Genomic DNA, 16,691 nt, shown 5'->3' on the forward strand with positions numbered 1-16,691 from the left:
CTTGATCCCATGACCGACCCCGTCCTCTCCGTCCGCGACCTCCGGGTCGAGTTCCACACCCGCCGCGGCGTGCTCAGGGCCATCGACGGCGTGTCCTTCGACATCGCCAAGGGCGAGGTGCTCGGCGTCGTCGGCGAGTCGGGCGCCGGCAAGTCGGTCACCGGCTCCGCCGTGATCGGGCTGATCGATCCGCCGGGGCGCATCGCCGGCGGCGAGATACGGCTCTCGGGCCAGCGGGTGGACAACCTGCCGCCCGAGGAGATGCGCAAGGTGCGCGGCAAGCGCATCGGCATGATCTTCCAGGACCCGCTGACCTCGCTCAACCCGCTCTACCGGATCTCCGAGCAGCTCGTCGAGACGATCACGACCCATACCGACATGTCGCCCGCTCAGGCGCGCAAGCGCGCGATCGACCTCCTGACCGAGGTCGGCATCCCCGCGCCCGAGAAGCGCATCGACAGCTATCCGCACGAGTTCTCCGGCGGCATGCGCCAACGCGTCGTCATCGCGCTCGCTCTGTGCGCCGAGCCCGAGCTGATCATCGCCGACGAGCCGACGACGGCGCTCGACGTCTCGGTCCAGGCGCAGATCATCACGCTCCTGAAGCGGCTGGGGCGCGAGCACGGCACGGCGATCATGCTCGTCACCCACGACATGGGCGTCATCGCCGAGACCGCGGACCGCGTGGCGGTGATGTATGCCGGGCGCGTCGCCGAGATCGGCCCCGTGCACGACGTGGTGCGCAACCCGCTCCACCCCTACGCCGAGGGCCTGATGGGCGCGATCCCGACGCTGGCGGGAGAGGACGCGCGGCTCGTGCAGATCCCCGGCTCGATGCCGCGCCTGACCCGAATCCCCCCGGGCTGCGCCTTCAACCCGCGCTGCGGCTACCGTTTCGGGCGCTGCACCGTCGACAGGCCCGATCCGCTGCCCTGGCGCGGGCACCAGGTCGCCTGCCATCTCTACGATCCGGCCTCCGGGCCGCATTTCCTCGGCGAGGGCCGCACCCTCGCCGCCGCCGAGAAGCACGAGGAGGCCACGGCGTGACGACACAGCCCTATGTGCGCGTGAGGGACCTCTCGCGCTCCTTCGACGTCTCGAAGCCGTGGCTCAACCGGGTGCTGGAGGGCGGCGAGAAGCAGTACCTCAAGGCCGTCGACGGTGTCTCCTTCGAGATCCCCAGGGGCGAGACCTTCGCGCTCGTGGGCGAATCGGGCTCCGGCAAGTCGACCGTCGCGCGCATGGTCGTGGGCCTCCTGCCGCCGTCCGGCGGCGAGGTGACGATCGACGGCGTCTCGATGTCGGACCGCAAGGCCGAGGCCGAGCGCCAGCGGCTGCGTCGGCGCATCCAGATGGTGTTCCAGGACCCATACGCCTCGCTCAACCCGCGCTGGCGGGTCGATCGGATCGTCGCCGAGCCGATCCGCGCCTTCCGCCTGATCGAGGGCGAGGCCGACATCCGCGCGCGGGTGGGCGAGCTGCTCGGGCTCGTGGGCCTCCACCCCGACGACGGCGTCAAGTACCCGCACGAGTTCTCCGGCGGCCAGCGCCAGCGCGTCGCGATCGCCCGGGCGCTCGCCTCGAACGCGGAGTTCCTGGTCTGCGACGAACCGACCTCCGCGCTCGACGTCTCCGTCCAGGCGCAGATCCTCAACCTGATGCGGGATCTCCAGGACAAGTTCGGGCTGACCTACCTGTTCATCTCCCACAACCTCGCCGTCGTGCGCCACATGGCGACCCGGATCGGCGTGATGTATCTCGGCCGGATCGTGGAGATCTCGGGCGGGCGCGAGATGTTCACGAACCCCAAGCACCCCTACACGCGCATGCTGCTCGACGCGGTGCCGGACCTCGCGATGTCCGGCCAGGAGCGTGCCCCGGTCGCGGGCGAGATCCCCAACCCGATCAACCCGCCCTCGGGCTGCACCTTCAACCCGCGCTGTCCCTGGGCGAACGAGCGCTGCCTCGCCGAGCGCCCGGCGCTCGCCGGCGGCGTCGCCTGCCACGCGGTGCACGAGGGGAGGCTCGCGGTGAAGGACGCCGCGTGAGGGGCTCCAGGGACGGCGACGCTATTCCGGGACCTTCCATTCGGCAGAACAGTTGTTGATTTCGCGCCGCGCTTACCTCGAATTCAGAATCTGCCCGATTATGGTCCGATGGCGATGCCGCATGGGAGATACCCATGTGGGTGATGCTTGGGACAGGGCGGGGTGTTCGATGGGGCTCGTGCGTGTTCTATACGCCGTCGATTCGACGGACGACGTCGTCGACGCGTCGATGACGGTGAGTTCCACGCCCCCCGGCCGCAACTTTCGAGGGCTTCCAGCCGGCTTCGTCGTCGACGAGGACTACGAGCCCGTCCCGATCAGGACGTCGCGCCCGAATGCGCTCGCCCGGGTCGAGCACGAACAAGGTGGGCGGTACTTGCTTCGGGGCGAGCTCGAGGATGCCGACCTTCCCAAGATCCGGTACGATGCGGACGGCGTGCTGAGAGTCTTCTCCGATCCGCAAATCGACACGATGCTCGGCGTGTGCGGCTCGGATCCGCCGATCGGAAACAGGCCGATGTGCGGTCGTGCCTCGACGTCGCGGGCCTTCGCCGCCGCGGCATGACCGGTGCCGGCGTCGCCATCGCCGTCGTCGACACCGGGATCAACCTCCCTCATCTGCACACCATGGGGCAAGCGCCACGCCTCGACGCCAATCGCAGTTGGGCTCCCCCGCGCAGCGCCGTTCAGCCGGGCGCATGGCCCAAGGGGCACGGCACGATGTGTGCCTACAACGCTTTGACGGTCGCGCCGGAAGCGACCCTCCTCGACATCGCCGCACATACGCATCGTCGCGAGGCAACCGGGCGGAGACGGATGTCGGTGTTTCTGAGCGACGTCATTCCGGCTTTCAACCATCTGCGCGACCTGATGAGCAGCCAGAGGACGAGCGCGGCTTCCATTCCCTCGTCGTCAGCAACAGTTGGGGCATGTTCCATCCCGATTGGGATGCCATGCCGGGGACACCCGGCAGCTACTTCGACGATCCTCTCCACCCCTTCTTCGAACTGCTGGAGGACCTGGCGTCGATGGGGGTCGATCTCGTGTTCGCTGCCGGAAACTGCGGTCCCGACTGCCCGGACGGCCGCTGCCCGCCGCCGTCGATCGACCCCGCTCATCGCCGCATCGGCGGCGCGAATGCCCATCGCGACGTGCTTTGCGTCACCGGCGTGGACGTCAACCGCCGGCTGGCCGGCTACGCATCGCACGGCCCCGGAACGCTGCAGCATGAAAAGCCGGATGTCGCCGGCTACACCCACTTCCTCGGCTCGCGTGCCTTTGGAGCAAGTGCGGCGGACACCGGGACGTCCGCCGCATGCCCGATAGCGGCCGGAGTCGTTGCAGCATTGCGCTCGCGGTTTCCGACGGACCCTGCGTCGCCGCGACGTTCTCCGGCGGCGATCCGCGACTACCTGAGGCAAACCGCCGACAACCCGCACCAGCGTGGCTGGAACGCCCAGTACGGATTCGGCGTTCTAGACACCTCGCAGCTCGACACCGCCGCCAATGTGCTGTAAGGTGCGTCCCTCGCAGCACGTCGCGGCGCACCATCCTCTCATCGTAGGATGTATGTGACATGGATGACGCCATTATGACGATCCGGTGGGCCGCGGACAGGCCGCCGACTCTCGACGATGCGGCCCGAGAACTGTCCGTGCCGCTCGACGATCTCGATCGCGAATTCGGTGTCCAGCTCATCAGCAGACGCAATCGGAAATATGCAGTCGTCTACCGAGGCGAGGCGGCGAGGGAGCCACGCGCAAACCCGGAGGAAGGCCCGTTCGCCAATCCGCGCATAGGCGTCTTCGGCCTCGTGGAATGAGCGTTCCAGCTACTCGGCCCCCGGCTTGCCCCTTCCGAGGATCGCCCCCAGGATCGCCTTCGGGCGCTGCGTGCGGAACTGGCCGCGCTCCACCGCCGCGAAGAGCAGGGCGGCGACGGTCGCGCTCGTGACGAACCACATCTGCGTGTAGCTCGCCCCCACCACCAGCATGGCCAGCCCGGCCGAGAGCGCGGCGAGCGCGCCCGGAGCGACGGCGGCGTGGATGCGGGTCGTGCCGAGCGCGGCGGCGGCCACCGCCGTCGCCAGGGCCGCCGCGCCGACGAGGCCGAGATCGACCCAGAGCTCGAACAGGAACGTCGCCGGCGCGCCCGCCGGGACGAGGCCGACGCTCGCGCCGCGCAGCGCCGTCTCGAAGCCGTAGCCGGTCACGAGCCGGATCGGCTCGGCGAGGATCATCCCGCGCCAGGCGGCGAGCCCCGGCTCGAGCGGGGCGAGCGCGAGCGCCAGCACCGGCGCCGCCAGGATCAGCCCGCCGCCGCCCAACCCCACGAGCCGCGCCGCGACCCGAGGCTGCGAGGCCGCGACGAGATAGACGGCCGCGCCCGTCGCGAAGCCCGCGAAGGCCAGCGCGCTCGGCGCGAGCCCCGTCGCGATCGCCACCGCGAGCACCACCGCGACGCTCTGCAGATCGCGCCCGCGCGAATGCAGCCACGCGGCCGCCGGCCAGACCAGGAGCGCGAGCGCCACCACGCCGCGGTCGCGGGTCAGCGTCTCCTCGTCCCAGGCGGGCCGGGTCTCGACGAGGAGGAGAGCGATCGCGGCGAGCGCCGCGAGGCCGACGCCGATGGCGAGCGGATAGAGGTTCGCCGAGCGCATCCGCGTGGGCAGGGCGAGGTACCCCGCCGCGCCGAGCGCGAGGGTCGCCGCCAGGTTGCCGAGCCGCTCGCCCGCCGGCCCGGAGAAGGGCGCCCAGGCGAGCGAGAGCACCGCCCAGCCGAGCGCCACGAGGCCGGCAATCCCCGCGAGGCGCCCGAAGAGGGAGGCCACGCCCGCCGAGACGCCGCGGTGATCGCCGTCGATGAAGGCGGCGATGGCGAGGAGTGCGACGCCGATCGGCGCGAGCACGACCACGCCGCGGCGCGTGACCAGCGCCACCACCGGAAGGCCGATCATCAGGATGGCGAAGCCGAGGCGACGCAGCAGCGCGGCCGCGTCCGCGGCGGGATCTCGTTGTGGGGAACGCTGGCGCACCATGGTCGCAGGGGCCTGACCGGTCTAGAAGGCCGTCGATGCGCCCGCCGCGCGGGAGACGCGCGGGGGACGCTCGGGCCGATCGTCGCACCATAGCAGACCGACCCCGCCTGGACCTGTGCGCCGGATGCAACACATTCGCCGATGTGCGCGTGGTGCCGAGGTGGGCGAGTCGCGCAGGCGACGAAGAGCGGGTGGGGGAGTGCGATGGCGGAACGAACGCGCCTGGTCCTGGCGGGGGGAGGGCACAGCCACGCGATCGTGCTCGACGCGCTGCGCCGCAGGCCCGAGCGGGGGCTCGACGTGACCCTCGTCTCGCCCGCGGCCGCCTCGCCCTACTCCGGCATGCTGCCGGGCCACGTCGCGGGGATCTACACGCGAGAGGCGATGCACATCGACGTGCGCCGCCTCGTCGCCGCCGCGGGCGGGCGTTTCGTCGAGGACGCGGTCGCACGGGTCGACGCCTCGGCGCGGTGCGTGCTGACGCGCGGCGGCGCGGCCATCCCCTACGACCTTCTCTCGCTCGACATCGGCATCACCCCCGACCTCTCGGCGATCGCGGGAGCGGATGCGCACGCGATCGCGGTCAAGCCCATCGGCGACCTGCTCGTCAAGCTCGACCGCCTGATCGCCGCGGCTCGTGCGCCCGCCGGGCCGCGGGACGTGGCGATCGTCGGCGGCGGCGCGGCGGGGCTGTGCCTCGCCTTCGCGCTCGCGCGGCGCCTGCGCGCGGAAGCGGCGGGCGCGGGCGGGGACCCCGCGCGCCCGCACCTGGTGCTGATCACCGCCCACGCCCTCCTGCCGGACCTGAACGCCCGCGCCCGGAGCCTCGCCCGCGGGGCGCTCGCCCGCGCCGGCATCGCGCTCGTGGAGGACGACCGCGTCCTCGCCGTCTCGCCGGGCGCCGTCACGCTCGCCAGCGGGCGCGAGATCGCGGCCGACGCGACCCTCGTCGCGGTGGGCGCCGGCGCGCCGCGGCTGATCGCGGAGTCGGGCCTCGCGACGGACCCGCAGGGCTTCCTCGCGGTGCGCCCGACGCTCCAGGCCGTGGGCGACGACGCGATCTTCGGCGCGGGGGACTGCGCGACCTCGGTCGGCGACCCGCGCCCGAAGGCCGGCGTATTCGCCGTGCGCCAGGGTCCCGCACTCGCCGAGAACCTGCGCCGCGCCGCCCGCGGCGAGCCGCTCGCGCCGTTCCAGCCGCAGCGGGACTGGCTCGTACTGATGTCCACCGCCGACGGCCGCGCCATCGCCGCGCGGGGCCGGCATCTCGCGCTGGAGGGGCGCGCGGTATGGTGGCTGAAGGATCGGATCGATCGGCGTTTCGTGGAGGGGCTGGCGTAGGGCGTCGGGAGCATGTTTTCGCGGAGTTCGGCGGCGCCCCTTGCATCCCCCGCCGCCGATCCGATATGACGACATATTAGATATTTCTAACGTACAAGATGGAGATCGGCATGCGCCTCCCGCACTCCCCCTCGCGCGGACCCGGCAGCCCGGACGTCCAGCCCTTCTACGATGCCGCGACGGGATCGCTGCAATACGTCGTCTCCTGCCCGGACACCAGGCGGGCGGCGATCGTCGATCCGGTGCTCGAGCTCGATCCGCGCGCGGCCGCGACCCGGACCGACCTCGCGCGGGACATCCTCGCCCATCTCGCCGAGAGGGGCCTCGCGGTGGACTGGATCCTCGACACGCACCCCCACGCGGATCACCTCTCCGCCGCCGCCTGGCTGAAGGAGCGCACCGGCGCGCCGATCGCCATCGGCGAGCGGGTGCGGCGCGTGCAGGAGATCTGGCGCGACCTCTACGCCATGGACGACTTCCCCGCCGACGGCTCGCAATGGGACCGGCTGTTCGCCGACGGCGACACGTTCCGCATCGGCGGGCACGAGGCACGGGTGATGCTGTCGACCGGCCACACGGTCGCGTCGGTCACCTACGTCGTGGGCGACGCCGCCTTCGTGCACGACACGCTGATGATGCCCGATTCCGGCTCCTCGCGGGCCGATTTCCCGGGTGGGGACGCGGGCGAGCTCTACGATTCGATCATGGCGATCCTCGCCCTGCCCGACGACACGCGCCTCTTCGTGGGCCACGACTATCAGCCCGGCGGCCGGCCGCCGGCCGGCGAGGCGACGGTCGCCGAGCACAAGGCGTCGAACAAGCACTTCGAGGGCAACCCGTCGCGGGAGGCGTTCGTGCGCATCCGCTCCGAGCGGGACGCCACGCTGCCCCTGCCCGACCGCATGCTGATGGCGCTCCAGGTCAACATGAACGGCATGCGCCTTCCGGAGCCCGACGCGAAGGGCCGGCGCATCCTGCGCATCCCACTCGACCGCTTCCCGTTCCACGACTGAGCGCAGCGGTGGAAAACCGCGTGGCCGTCAGCGCAGGGCGGCGACGCGGGCCTTCGCCTCGGTCTCGGGCGTGAGCGCGTTCATGAGGTAGGGGCGCCTCAGGCCGTAGATCTTGTGGAAGACCTTCTCGACGTCGCGGATGTAGAAGGGCTTGGCGAGCAGCGCCTCGACGCCGAAATGCTTGAGCGCGCCCGGGAGCGTGGTCGCCGGCGAGACGCTCATGATGAGCAGCTTGGTGTCCGGCGCGACCTCGCGCGCCTGGCAGGCGGTCTCGAGCCCGTCCATCCCCTTCAGGTTCATGTCGAAGAGCGCGAGGTCGTAGCTCGTGAGCTGCAGCAGCTTGAGGGCGTGGCGGCCGGCGTCGGTCTCGTCGATCTCGAAGGAGAAGCGGCTGCGCTCGAAGATCTTGCGCACCGTCGCCCGCGCGGTGTCGGCGTGGTCGACGAGGAGGAGGCGCAGGGGCTGGCGCATGCGCCGGTGGTTCTTCAGGAGCGCCGTGACGTGGTCGGCGTCGATCGGCTTCTTGATGAACTCGTAGGCGTCGAGCTCGACCGAGAGGTCGACCCAGTGCTTCATCACGCCGTCGGCCATCAGGATCGTGAGCGGTCGCACGCCCTGGTGCCGGGCGACCGCCATCGCCTCGGCGCCGGACATGCCCTCCATGTGGACGTTGACGAAGGCGATGTCGGGGCGCTCGGCCGTCAGCGCCTCGAGCGTCTCGCGACCCTCGGTCGTCTCGATGATCTCCATGCCCGGGTCGAAACCCTTGAGGGTGACGACCAGGCTCAGCCGGGATCCCGCGGCGGGATCGGCGACGAGGACGCGCACGGGACGTCGCTCCTCGGCTGCCATGCGCGCCGTCCGCTCGACCATGCCGACCATTCCCCCGTCTCTACTGACGCGCCCGACGGTAACCAGGAATGCTTTGCAGAAGGTTACCCCGGCGGATTCGGCAATTCCGGCGCGCCGAAATCGCCGCGCGCTATCTCAGGCGGGCGCGCGGATGCGCCGCTTCGACGGCAGCGAGGAGGCCCGCCGAATCGACGCGGGTGTAGACCTGCGTCGTCGACAGGGAGGCGTGGCCGAGCAGCTCCTGGATCGCGCGCAGGTCGCCGCCGCGGGCGAGGAGATGCGTCGCGAAGGAGTGACGCAGCGCGTGCGGCGTCGCCGAATCGGGGAGGCCGAGCGCGCCGCGCAGCCGCGCCATCGCGCCCTGCACGATCCGCGGGTTGAGCGGCCCGCCCTTCTCGCCGCGAAACAAAGGTGCGTCCGGCGGAAGCGGGTGCGGGCAGGCGGCGAGGTAGGCCGACACCGCCTGCGCGACCGGCGCGATGATGGGCACGGCGCGGGTGCGCCCGCCCTTGCCGACGACGGTGAGCGTCGCGCCCGCGACGACCGGCGCGTCCCGCCGCAGGATGCCGAGCGCCTCCGAGATGCGCAGACCCGCCCCGTAGAGGAGCGCGAGCACGGCGGCGTCGCGCACCAGCACCCAGGTCGGGCGGTCCTCGTCGGCGCGCAGGTCCGGGTCGGTCAGCGCGATCGCCGCGGCGGGGGCGACGGGGCGGGGCAGGTCGCGCCTGCGCCGCGGTCCGCGCACGGAGGCGACGCCCGCCATCTCGACCCCCGTCTCCCGCGAGAGCGCGCGCACGAAGCCGCGCACGGCGGAGAGCTTGCGCGAGAGCGTCGCGTCCACGGCGCCGCCGGCCCGGCGCGCGGCGAGGAATGCGCGCAGGTCCCGCGCCGGCAGCGCCGCGAGCGCGGCCGCGTCCGGCGGCCCGCCGAGATGCTCGGCGAGGAACGTCAGGCACTGCCGGATGTCGCGGCCGTAGGCCTCGATCGTTCGCGGCGAGTACCGGCGCTCGGTGGCGAGCGCGACGAGATGGGCGCGCAGCGCGGCGTCGACGGCGGGGGCGATCATGGGGCGGGTCCGGCAGGTCGTCCGCCGACAGTCGTACCGGGCGCGACGCGGTTCCCCTCTCCCTCGTGGAGAGGGGCTAGGGGTGTGGGGCGTCGTGCGGAGCTCGACCATGCCGCGACTGAGGATGCCGCATGTGCAGTTCGTCCTCGGCGTCGCGACGATCCGGCACGCCCCGCACCCCCGACCCCTCTCCACGAGGGAGAGGGGAGAGCGTCGGCGGCCCGCATCGTCCGATCGCCCGAACGTTCCGGGCGAGGGCCGACATGGTCCCGGAGCCGTCGTGCGGGGATGCGGGCGATCATGGGGCGCGGCTCGGTATGGCGCGGGTCGTCGACATGGCGTAAGTCTCGTCGCCCAGGCTCACCAAACCGTCAACGCCGCCCGCCCATGGTCCAGACGCTGGCGGACGTCCTCGTCCCGCTGCCCCTCGACACGCTGTTCAGCTACCGGGTTCCGGACGGGATGGCGCTCGTGCCCGGCCAGCCGGTGCGCGTCCCCTTCGGCCCGCGCGAGGCGGTGGGCGTCGTCTGGGCCCTGCGCGAGGGCGCGGGGGCGAACCTGAAGACGCTCGCCGGCCCGATCGACGCGCCGATCCTGCCCGAGAGCCTGCGCGCGCTCCTCGACTTCGTCGCGCACTGGACGCTCGCCCCGAAGGGTGCCGTCCTGCCGATGGCGCTCAAGCTCGCGGACGCGAGCCGGCCCGAGACGCCCCGCGTCGGCGTGCGCGCGACGGGTGCACCGCCCAGGCGCACGACGCCCGCGCGCGCGCGGGTCCTCGCCGTCGCGGCGGACGGCGCGGCGCGGGCGAAGCGCGAGCTCGCGCTCGCCGCCGGCGTCAGCGCGAGCGTCGTCGACGGGCTCGTCGACGAGGGCGCACTCGAGACGCTCGCGCTGCTCGACCCGAGACCGCCCGCGCCCGACCCGGACCACGCGCCGGCGACGCTCTCGGACGCCCAGCGCGCCGCAGCGGAGGCGCTCGCCGCCGCGGTGCGCGAGACGGCATCGGGCGTGCCTACGCCGATCCTGCTCGAGGGCGTCACCGGCTCGGGCAAGACCGAGGCCTACTTCGAGGCGATCGCGCAGGCCCTGCGCCTGGGCGGCCAGAGCCTCGTGCTGATGCCGGAGATCGCGCTCACCTCCGGCTTCCTCGACCGCTTCGCGGCGCGCTTCGGCGTGCGCCCCGCCGCCTGGCATTCGGGCGTGACGGGCAGGCGCCGCGAGCGGCTCTACGCCGACATCGCGTCCGGCGCCGCGAAGGTCGTCGTCGGCGCGCGCTCGGCGCTGTTCCTGCCCTACGCCGACCTGAAGCTCGTCGTCGTCGACGAGGAGCACGACGCCGGCTACAAGCAGGAGGACGGCGTCCACTACCACGCCCGCGACATGGCGGTGATCCGCGGCCGGCTCGAGCCCGCCGCCGTGGTGCTGGCCTCGGCCACGCCCTCGCTCGAGACGCGGGTCAACGCCGAGCGCGGCCGCTACGCCCACATCCGCCTGCCCGAGCGCTTCGGCGGGCGCACGCTCCCCGACATCGCGACCATCGACATGCGCCGGCATGGGCCGCCGCAGGGCCGCTGGATCGCACCGCCGCTCGCCGCCGCGATCGAGGCGGCGACCGCGCGCGGCGAGCAGGCGCTGCTCTTCCTCAACCGCCGGGGCTTCGCGCCGCTGACGCTGTGTCGCGCCTGCGGGCATCGCTACGAGTGCCCCAACTGCACCGCCTGGCTCGTCGAACACCGCTTCCGCCGCGCGCTGGTGTGCCACCATTGCGGCCACGTCGAACGCACGCCGGAGCATTGCCCCTCCTGTGGCGGCGTGGACACGATCGTACCCTGCGGCCCGGGCGTCGAGCGCATCGCCGAGGAGGTGGCGACGCTGTTTCCGGACAAGCGTGCGATCACGCTCTCGTCCGATTTCCCCGGCGGAGCCGAGCGGCTACGCGACGAGCTCGACGCCATCGCGTCCGGCGCCTGCGACATCGTCGTCGGAACGCAGCTCGTGGCGAAGGGGCACAATTTCCCGCTCCTGTCGGTGGTGGGCGTGATCGACGCCGATATCGGGCTGACCTCCGGCGACCCGCGGGCCGCCGAGCGCACCTTCCAGCTCCTCCAGCAGGTGACGGGCCGAGCCGGTCGCGGCCGGGCGGCCGGGCGGGCGTATCTCCAGACGTTCCAGCCGACGCACCCGGTGATCGCCGCCCTCGTCTCGGGCGACGCGGAGCGCTTCTACGCGGAGGAGACGGCCCAGCGCGAGGCGGCGCGCCTGCCGCCCTTCGGCCGCCTCGCGGCGCTCGTCGTCACGGGCGCGGACAAGGAGGCGACCCACGTCCACGCCCGTGCGCTGGTGCGCGCCGCCCACGCCATGGGCGTGCTCGACGCCGACCTCTCGGTGCTCGGCCCGGCGGAAGCCCCCATCGCCATGATCCGCGGCCGCCACCGCGTGCGCATCCTCGTGCGCGCCGCGCGCACCCGCGACCTCCAGGGCTTCCTGCGCGACTGGCTCGCCGCGGGCCCGAAGCCGACCGGCGGCATCCGCGTGCAGGTGGACGTGGACCCGCAGAGCTTCCTGTAGAGGCCGTCCTCACGCTCCGCCGTCCGAACACGCGCGCTGCCCCCCGTCCTCGTGGACGGGAGGCCTCTCGCCGGCAGGGTGCCTCCGACGCTCAGGCCGCCGACACCGTCCGCGCGGCGGGCGTCGTCGTCGGCCGGCCGAGCCGGCGGTACAGCTCGCGCGCGATCTCGGGTGCTTCGGCGCGGCCGAAGAGGAAGCCCTGGCCGAGCGTGCAGCCCATGGCGCGCAGATCCTCCGCCTGGCGCATCGTCTCGATGCCCTCGGCGATCAGCTTGAGCGAGAGACCGCGCGAGATCGACAGGAGCGCCTCGACGATGGTGCGTGCCCGCGGGTCCGTGCGCATGCGCGAGACGAAGGCGCGGTCGATCTTGATGACGTCGACCGGCAGCTCGAGCAGGTGCGTCAGCGAGGCGAAGCCCGTGCCGAAATCGTCGAGCGCCACGCGCACGCCCCGGCGCTTGAGGGCGGCGAGCGTCGTCGTCACCGCCCGGTCGCCGGCGCGCATGACGGCGTTCTCGGTGATCTCGACCGACATGCGCGAGGGCGCGATGCCGGCGCGCTCGCAGGCGCGGGCGAGGCGCCGGTCGAGCCCGCCGCGGGCGAGGTCGAAGGCGGTGACGTTGACGCCGATCCTCGGCGCGCCGACGCCGGCGTCGTCCCAGGCGCGGATCGTCGCCGCCACCCGCGCGAGCGTCGCGTCGGTGATGGCGCACGCGATGCCGGCGTCGTCGAGCGCTGCCTGGAAGGCGCCGGCGGTGACCACGACCCCGTCGTCCCGGCGCATGCGCGCGAGCGCTTCCATGGCGACGATGCGTCCGTCGGAGAGGTCGACGATCGGCTGCAGCCAGGTGGTCATGCGCTCGTCCGCGAGCGCGGCGCCGACCTCGCGGATGGCGTCGAGCCGCGAGCCGATGGCGGTGCGCATGCCCTCCTTGTACATCATGTAGCTGCCGCGCCGCTCGGCCTTGGCGTGGTAGAGCGCGAGGTCCGCCTTGCGGCGCAGCTCGCCGGTCTCGTGATCGATCGCCGCGCCGATCGTCACGCTCGGCGCGCCGAGGGCGGTCGCGTCCTGCGGCAGCGCCCGCAGGCGCCGGAAGATCGAGGAGGCGAGCGCGCGCAGCCCCTGGGGCGTGGCGGTGACGGGGCGCACGAGCGCGAACTCGTCGCCGCCGATCCGGTAGGCGCGGATGCCGCCGTCGAGCCCCGCGAGCACCGAAGCGACCGAGGCGACGAGCGCGTCTCCGGCCGCGTGGCCGAGGGTGTCGTTGACGATCTTGAGCCCGTCGACGTCGACGAGCAGCAGGCCGGTGGCGCACGGCCCGCGCCCGGCGAGCGCCCCGAGGTCCTCCTCGAAGGCGGTGCGGTTGGGCAGGCCGGTGAGCTGGTCCGCCAGCGCGATCCGCCGATTGCGGGCGATCAGCAGGTCGTGCTCCATCGCGATGGAGCACAGGTGCGTGCAGCGCTCGATGATGGCGCGGTGCGCCGGCGCCGGACCGCGGCATTCGCGATAGTAGAGCGCGAAGGTGCCGAGCACCCGCCCGTCCGCTCCGCGCACCGGCCGCGACCAGCAGGCGGCGAGGCCCGCATCGAGCGCGAGGTGCGCGTACCCCTCCCAGAGCGGATCGGTCGCTATGTCCCGGACGAGCACTTCCCGGCCCAGGAAGGCGGCCGTTCCGCAGGAGCCGGCCTTCGGGCCGATCGGAACGCCGTCGATCGAGGCGGAGTAGTCCGCCGGCAGGCTGGGCGCCGCGACGGGGCGCAGCCGCCGCTCGTCGTCGATGGCGAGGACGGAGCAGACGACGGAGGCGTCGTGCGCCTCCACCAGCCGGCACAACCGCTCGGCCAGGTCGCGCAGCGGCACGCCCCGCGCCACGAGCTCGAGAATCTCGTTCTGTATCGCCTGCAACGCCTGCATACCCGTCCCGCCACACCTTCCCGAGCGCGGGCACCATGCCCGGGAAGAGTGAACAAAGGGCTGCGGCGTGAGCGGAAACGTCGATTGCACGAGGTAGGCCTAGGCCGCGGTCACGTGGCTGTGGCCGAAGAAGGCGGGGTAGAGGCACAGATCGCGCACCAGCCGGTGGCTGCCGCGCTCGAAGACGTAGAGGTTCTCCCAGTAGCCGGTGACGGCGTAGTGGACGCCGTCCGGCAGCAGGGTGATCCCGCAGGGGAAGCGCAGGCCGACGCCGCGCCCGTCGAGCCGCGAGACGGTCTCGCCCGAGGCGCCGTCGAAGGCCATCACCGCGTGGGCGCTGGGGAAGGTCGCGATCGCCTGGTCGTGGATCGGGTCGTAGACGATCGAGAGCCCGTGGCGCATCAGCGCGCGATCGGCGGCGGAGCCCATCGGCTGCGCCGTCATCGCGCCGCGCCGCGCGCCGCCGGCGAGCTTCAGCGTCGCCGCCGGGAGGTAGGCGATGCCCGGCTCGCTCGTGATGTCGACGCCCTCGGCGAGCGCGTCGCCCGCCGTCACCCGCGCGAGGTCCGCCTCGCTGCCGAGCCGCGCCTGGATGGCGAAGATGCGCGCGAGCCCGCCCACCGCGAGGTGGCGCACCTCGAGGTCGCGCGTGCTCGTCACCCGCTTGTCGAGGAGGCGCCCGTCGGCCATGTCGACGATGGTGACGCTCGCCTCCACGACGTGGCGGGGCACGGCGAGCGAGCGCTCGCCGTCGCGCGGGAGCGAGCCGTAGTTCGCCGCCACGAGGTAGCGCCCGTTCTCGACGAGGACGATCTCGTGCGGGTCGATGCCGTGGGTGGAGTAGCTCTCGCGCACCCGCAGCGTGTCGGCGTCGCGGATGGTGATGCGCCCGAAATGGGCGTCGATCGGCCCGCCGTCGCGGGCTCGTCGCGGGGCGCGCTCGGAGATCAGCACGCTGCGCCCGTCGTCGAGATACGCCGCGTGCCCGCCGCCGCGCCAGCCCTCGCCGAAGGCGGGGGCGCTCGCCACGAGATCGAGCGTCAGCGGGTCGAAGGCGACCTGGTCGGCGGCCTCGAAGCCGCACAGCACGCCGACGCTGCGGTCGGGCGCGATGGCGACGTCGTGGGCGTGGGCGGGCAGGAGCGCCTGGCGCACGCCGCCGTCCATGCCGATGCGGGAGAGCAGCCGATGGGGCTTGCTGGGGTCGCGCACGGCGCGGGCGATCCGCCGGTTCGCGACGAGGGGCACGCCGTTGGCGGTCGCCGCGCCCGGCTCGTAGCCGGGCACCCAGACCGCCGCGCCGGCGAGGTCGCCGGGGACGCGCCGGGCCGCCGGGGACGGGAGCGCCGCCCCGCCCGGCGTCTCGCAGCCGCCGAGGCCGGCGGCGAGGCCGAGCCCCGCCGCCATCCGCAGGAAGCGACGCCGGTCCAAGGGGGCGCTCTCCACGGCGGCGCTCAATGCGATCCGCCGCCGCCGCCGCCGCCGCCACCGCCGCCACTGTCGCCGCCGCCGTCGCCCGAATCGATGGGCCTGAACCGCGGATCGTTGGTGACGACGGGGGCGTCCGAGCGCCCGACGGGCGTGCAGGCGCCCGCCGCCGCCCCCGCGCCCAGGGCGCCGAGGAGCTGGAGGCGGGATCGATCCGGCGCCTCCGCGGGCTGTGCGAGGGTCCCGTCCGAGACCTCCTCCGCATTCGAGACCCGGCTGTCGTTCATCGTCCGACCTTCGTCCATCACGCTGCTCCTTTCGCCTCTCCGCTCGGCGCGGGGTGCCTCAATGCGCGCCGCCACCGCCACCACCACCGTCGCCACCGCCACTGTCGCCCCCGCTGGTGTCCGGCTGGCGCATGCGCGGATCCTCCGCGGCACGCTGCCGGGCCCGCGACAGGGCGTGGCTGCCGATCGCCTGGGCTCCGCCCTCGATCGTCGCCGAACAGCCGCCGCCGGCGGCAGCGGCGCTCAACGCGCCGAGCAGCGCGAGGCGCGACCGGTCGGGCGTCTCCGGAGCCGCCACGATCGCGGGCGGGTCGCCGGGCTCGGCGACCGCGGGGGATCGAGTCTCGTTCGTCTGCATTCTCGGTCTCTCCGTCTTCGAGGGGCCGCGGCGGCCGGCCGCGGCCCGTGTCTGCGTCTCACCGGACGAGGGAAGACCAGGCGCCCGAGAGCGCGAGGCCCATGGCGACCCCGAGCACGGCGAGGAGCGGGATCAGCTCCTGGCCCGTGCCCGAGAGCGTGAGGACGCCCCGCGGGCGGCGATCGCGCGCCCACCGCGAGACGATCCGCACGAGGAGATGCCCGCCGATGCCGGCGAGCGCCGCGGCGGCCGGCAGGCCCGCGGCGAGCCCACCGCCCGCGAGCGCGAGGATCGCGAGCGTCGCCGCGACCTCCGCCACGCGCAGGTCGAGCCGCGCGAGGAGCGGCACCGGGCGCGCGGCCGCGCAGCACCCCGCCTCCAGGCAGCCGAGCTTGGCGAAGGCGTAGGACACGTTCGCGCCCACCGCGTAGGCGGCGAGGAGGAGCGCGCCGTCGCCGCTCGCGAGCGTGAGGGCCACACCCGCCAAGGCCGCAGCGAGGGCGGAAGCGGCGGCGCCGCCCGTCCACGACACCGGCGCCGGCGCACCGGCGTCGCGCCGTGTGACCGCGGTCAGAATGCGGTATCCGGCCCCGCCCAGGAAGAAGAAGCCGTAGAGGAAGGCGAGTATTACCGCCGCCGGCAGGTAGGATAGCGGCAGCAACGGCGCGGCGACCAAGCCGAAGGACGCCGCACCGATCACGGCGGAGCCGAGCCGATACCCGAGCGTGCGTCCGGTCCGCGTGGCGACATACCCCACCATGGCGCCTCACCCCTTCGT

Annotated in this window: 16 protein-coding genes; 8 read left to right on the forward strand and 8 right to left on the reverse strand. The window is 73.3% G+C overall.

What is annotated here, in order from left to right; translation table 11 throughout:
- Window positions 1–9 precede the first annotated feature (9 nt).
- The 5 genes from AB9M23_RS11500 (at window position 10) to AB9M23_RS11520 (ending at window position 3,870) form a co-directional block, all read left to right on the forward strand.
- Entirely contained in the window at window positions 10–1,047 is a 1,038-nt protein-coding gene (locus AB9M23_RS11500) for an ABC transporter ATP-binding protein (protein WP_372424677.1), read from the forward strand.
- Window positions 1,044–2,048, forward strand: coding sequence for an ABC transporter ATP-binding protein (locus AB9M23_RS11505; RefSeq protein ID WP_372424678.1), 1,005 nt, complete (start codon window positions 1,044–1,046; stop codon window positions 2,046–2,048). Before AB9M23_RS11500 ends, AB9M23_RS11505 begins: the two co-directional genes overlap by 4 nt.
- A gap of 169 nt (window positions 2,049–2,217) precedes the next feature.
- Complete coding sequence (locus AB9M23_RS11510; protein WP_372424679.1) at window positions 2,218–2,613, forward strand: hypothetical protein; 396 nt, start codon at window positions 2,218–2,220, stop codon at window positions 2,611–2,613.
- A gap of 133 nt (window positions 2,614–2,746) precedes the next feature.
- Window positions 2,747–3,565, forward strand: a complete 819-nt coding sequence (locus AB9M23_RS11515) for a S8 family serine peptidase (RefSeq protein WP_372424680.1) — start codon at window positions 2,747–2,749, stop codon at window positions 3,563–3,565.
- A gap of 59 nt (window positions 3,566–3,624) precedes the next feature.
- On the forward strand, window positions 3,625–3,870 hold the full coding sequence (locus tag AB9M23_RS11520) for a hypothetical protein (protein ID WP_372424681.1): 246 nt from the start codon (window positions 3,625–3,627) through the stop codon (window positions 3,868–3,870).
- 9 nt (window positions 3,871–3,879) lie between these two features.
- Here AB9M23_RS11520 and AB9M23_RS11525 read toward each other — a convergent pair whose 3' ends face one another.
- Window positions 3,880–5,085, reverse strand: a complete 1,206-nt coding sequence (locus AB9M23_RS11525) for a peptide ABC transporter permease (RefSeq protein ID WP_372424682.1) — start codon at window positions 5,083–5,085, stop codon at window positions 3,880–3,882.
- 204 nt (window positions 5,086–5,289) lie between these two features.
- Here AB9M23_RS11525 and AB9M23_RS11530 point away from each other — a divergent pair, with 204 nt between their 5' ends.
- Both AB9M23_RS11530 and AB9M23_RS11535 read left to right on the forward strand, forming a co-directional pair.
- On the forward strand, window positions 5,290–6,426 hold the full coding sequence (locus AB9M23_RS11530; RefSeq protein WP_372424683.1) for an FAD-dependent oxidoreductase: 1,137 nt from the start codon (window positions 5,290–5,292) through the stop codon (window positions 6,424–6,426).
- A 110-nt stretch (window positions 6,427–6,536) separates the two neighbouring features.
- Complete coding sequence (locus AB9M23_RS11535) at window positions 6,537–7,439, forward strand: MBL fold metallo-hydrolase (protein ID WP_372424684.1); 903 nt, start codon at window positions 6,537–6,539, stop codon at window positions 7,437–7,439.
- A gap of 27 nt (window positions 7,440–7,466) precedes the next feature.
- Here AB9M23_RS11535 and AB9M23_RS11540 read toward each other — a convergent pair whose 3' ends face one another.
- Window positions 7,467–8,321, reverse strand: a complete 855-nt coding sequence (locus tag AB9M23_RS11540) for a response regulator (protein ID WP_372424685.1) — start codon at window positions 8,319–8,321, stop codon at window positions 7,467–7,469.
- 100 nt (window positions 8,322–8,421) lie between these two features.
- Window positions 8,422–9,357 (reverse strand): tyrosine recombinase XerC, encoded by a 936-nt coding sequence (locus tag AB9M23_RS11545; RefSeq protein ID WP_372424686.1) that lies wholly within the window; start codon window positions 9,355–9,357, stop codon window positions 8,422–8,424.
- Between the two features lie 387 nt (window positions 9,358–9,744).
- On the opposite strand from AB9M23_RS11545, the gene AB9M23_RS11550 reads away from it, so the two are divergent.
- Window positions 9,745–11,925: a primosomal protein N' gene (locus tag AB9M23_RS11550; RefSeq protein ID WP_372424687.1), complete on the forward strand. Its 2,181-nt coding sequence runs from the start codon at window positions 9,745–9,747 to the stop codon at window positions 11,923–11,925.
- A gap of 91 nt (window positions 11,926–12,016) precedes the next feature.
- Here AB9M23_RS11550 and AB9M23_RS11555 read toward each other — a convergent pair whose 3' ends face one another.
- The 5 genes from AB9M23_RS11555 to AB9M23_RS11575 all read right to left on the reverse strand — a co-directional run bounded on the left by AB9M23_RS11555 (window position 12,017) and on the right by AB9M23_RS11575 (window position 16,673).
- Complete coding sequence (locus AB9M23_RS11555) at window positions 12,017–13,831, reverse strand: putative bifunctional diguanylate cyclase/phosphodiesterase (RefSeq protein WP_372424688.1); 1,815 nt, start codon at window positions 13,829–13,831, stop codon at window positions 12,017–12,019.
- 108 nt (window positions 13,832–13,939) lie between these two features.
- Complete coding sequence (locus AB9M23_RS11560; protein WP_372424689.1) at window positions 13,940–15,271, reverse strand: DUF1513 domain-containing protein; 1,332 nt, start codon at window positions 15,269–15,271, stop codon at window positions 13,940–13,942.
- 23 nt (window positions 15,272–15,294) lie between these two features.
- Window positions 15,295–15,573 (reverse strand): hypothetical protein, encoded by a 279-nt coding sequence (locus AB9M23_RS11565; protein WP_372424690.1) that lies wholly within the window; start codon window positions 15,571–15,573, stop codon window positions 15,295–15,297.
- A 40-nt stretch (window positions 15,574–15,613) separates the two neighbouring features.
- On the reverse strand, window positions 15,614–15,913 hold the full coding sequence (locus tag AB9M23_RS11570; protein WP_372424691.1) for a hypothetical protein: 300 nt from the start codon (window positions 15,911–15,913) through the stop codon (window positions 15,614–15,616).
- Between the two features lie 58 nt (window positions 15,914–15,971).
- The gene (locus AB9M23_RS11575; RefSeq protein ID WP_372424692.1) at window positions 15,972–16,673 is read right to left on the reverse strand and encodes a hypothetical protein; all 702 of its coding nucleotides are present in this window, start codon (window positions 16,671–16,673) and stop codon (window positions 15,972–15,974) included.
- Window positions 16,674–16,691: the final 18 nt, after the last annotated feature.

Origin of the sequence: Salinarimonas chemoclinalis, from assembly GCF_041514305.1 — a bacterium.
In the GTDB taxonomy this organism is placed as follows: domain Bacteria; phylum Pseudomonadota; class Alphaproteobacteria; order Rhizobiales; family Beijerinckiaceae; genus Salinarimonas; species Salinarimonas chemoclinalis.

Excerpts from the sequence above, each read along its gene's own strand:
- AB9M23_RS11500 (WP_372424677.1), top strand. The coding sequence starts at position 10 with ATGACCGACCCCGTCCTCTCCGTCCGCGACCTCCGGGTCGAGTTCCAC.
- AB9M23_RS11510 (WP_372424679.1), top strand. The coding sequence starts at position 2,218 with ATGGGGCTCGTGCGTGTTCTATACGCCGTCGATTCGACGGACGACGTC.
- AB9M23_RS11515 (WP_372424680.1), top strand. The coding sequence starts at position 2,747 with ATGGCCCAAGGGGCACGGCACGATGTGTGCCTACAACGCTTTGACGGT.
- AB9M23_RS11520 (WP_372424681.1), top strand. The coding sequence starts at position 3,625 with ATGGATGACGCCATTATGACGATCCGGTGGGCCGCGGACAGGCCGCCG.
- AB9M23_RS11525 (WP_372424682.1), bottom strand. The coding sequence starts at position 5,085 with ATGGTGCGCCAGCGTTCCCCACAACGAGATCCCGCCGCGGACGCGGCC.
- AB9M23_RS11530 (WP_372424683.1), top strand. The coding sequence starts at position 5,290 with ATGGCGGAACGAACGCGCCTGGTCCTGGCGGGGGGAGGGCACAGCCAC.
- AB9M23_RS11535 (WP_372424684.1), top strand. The coding sequence starts at position 6,537 with ATGCGCCTCCCGCACTCCCCCTCGCGCGGACCCGGCAGCCCGGACGTC.
- AB9M23_RS11540 (WP_372424685.1), bottom strand. The coding sequence starts at position 8,321 with ATGGTCGGCATGGTCGAGCGGACGGCGCGCATGGCAGCCGAGGAGCGA.
- AB9M23_RS11545 (WP_372424686.1), bottom strand. The coding sequence starts at position 9,357 with ATGATCGCCCCCGCCGTCGACGCCGCGCTGCGCGCCCATCTCGTCGCG.
- AB9M23_RS11550 (WP_372424687.1), top strand. The coding sequence starts at position 9,745 with ATGGTCCAGACGCTGGCGGACGTCCTCGTCCCGCTGCCCCTCGACACG.
- AB9M23_RS11565 (WP_372424690.1), bottom strand. The coding sequence starts at position 15,573 with ATGGACGAAGGTCGGACGATGAACGACAGCCGGGTCTCGAATGCGGAG.
- AB9M23_RS11570 (WP_372424691.1), bottom strand. The coding sequence starts at position 15,913 with ATGCAGACGAACGAGACTCGATCCCCCGCGGTCGCCGAGCCCGGCGAC.
- AB9M23_RS11575 (WP_372424692.1), bottom strand. The coding sequence starts at position 16,673 with ATGGTGGGGTATGTCGCCACGCGGACCGGACGCACGCTCGGGTATCGG.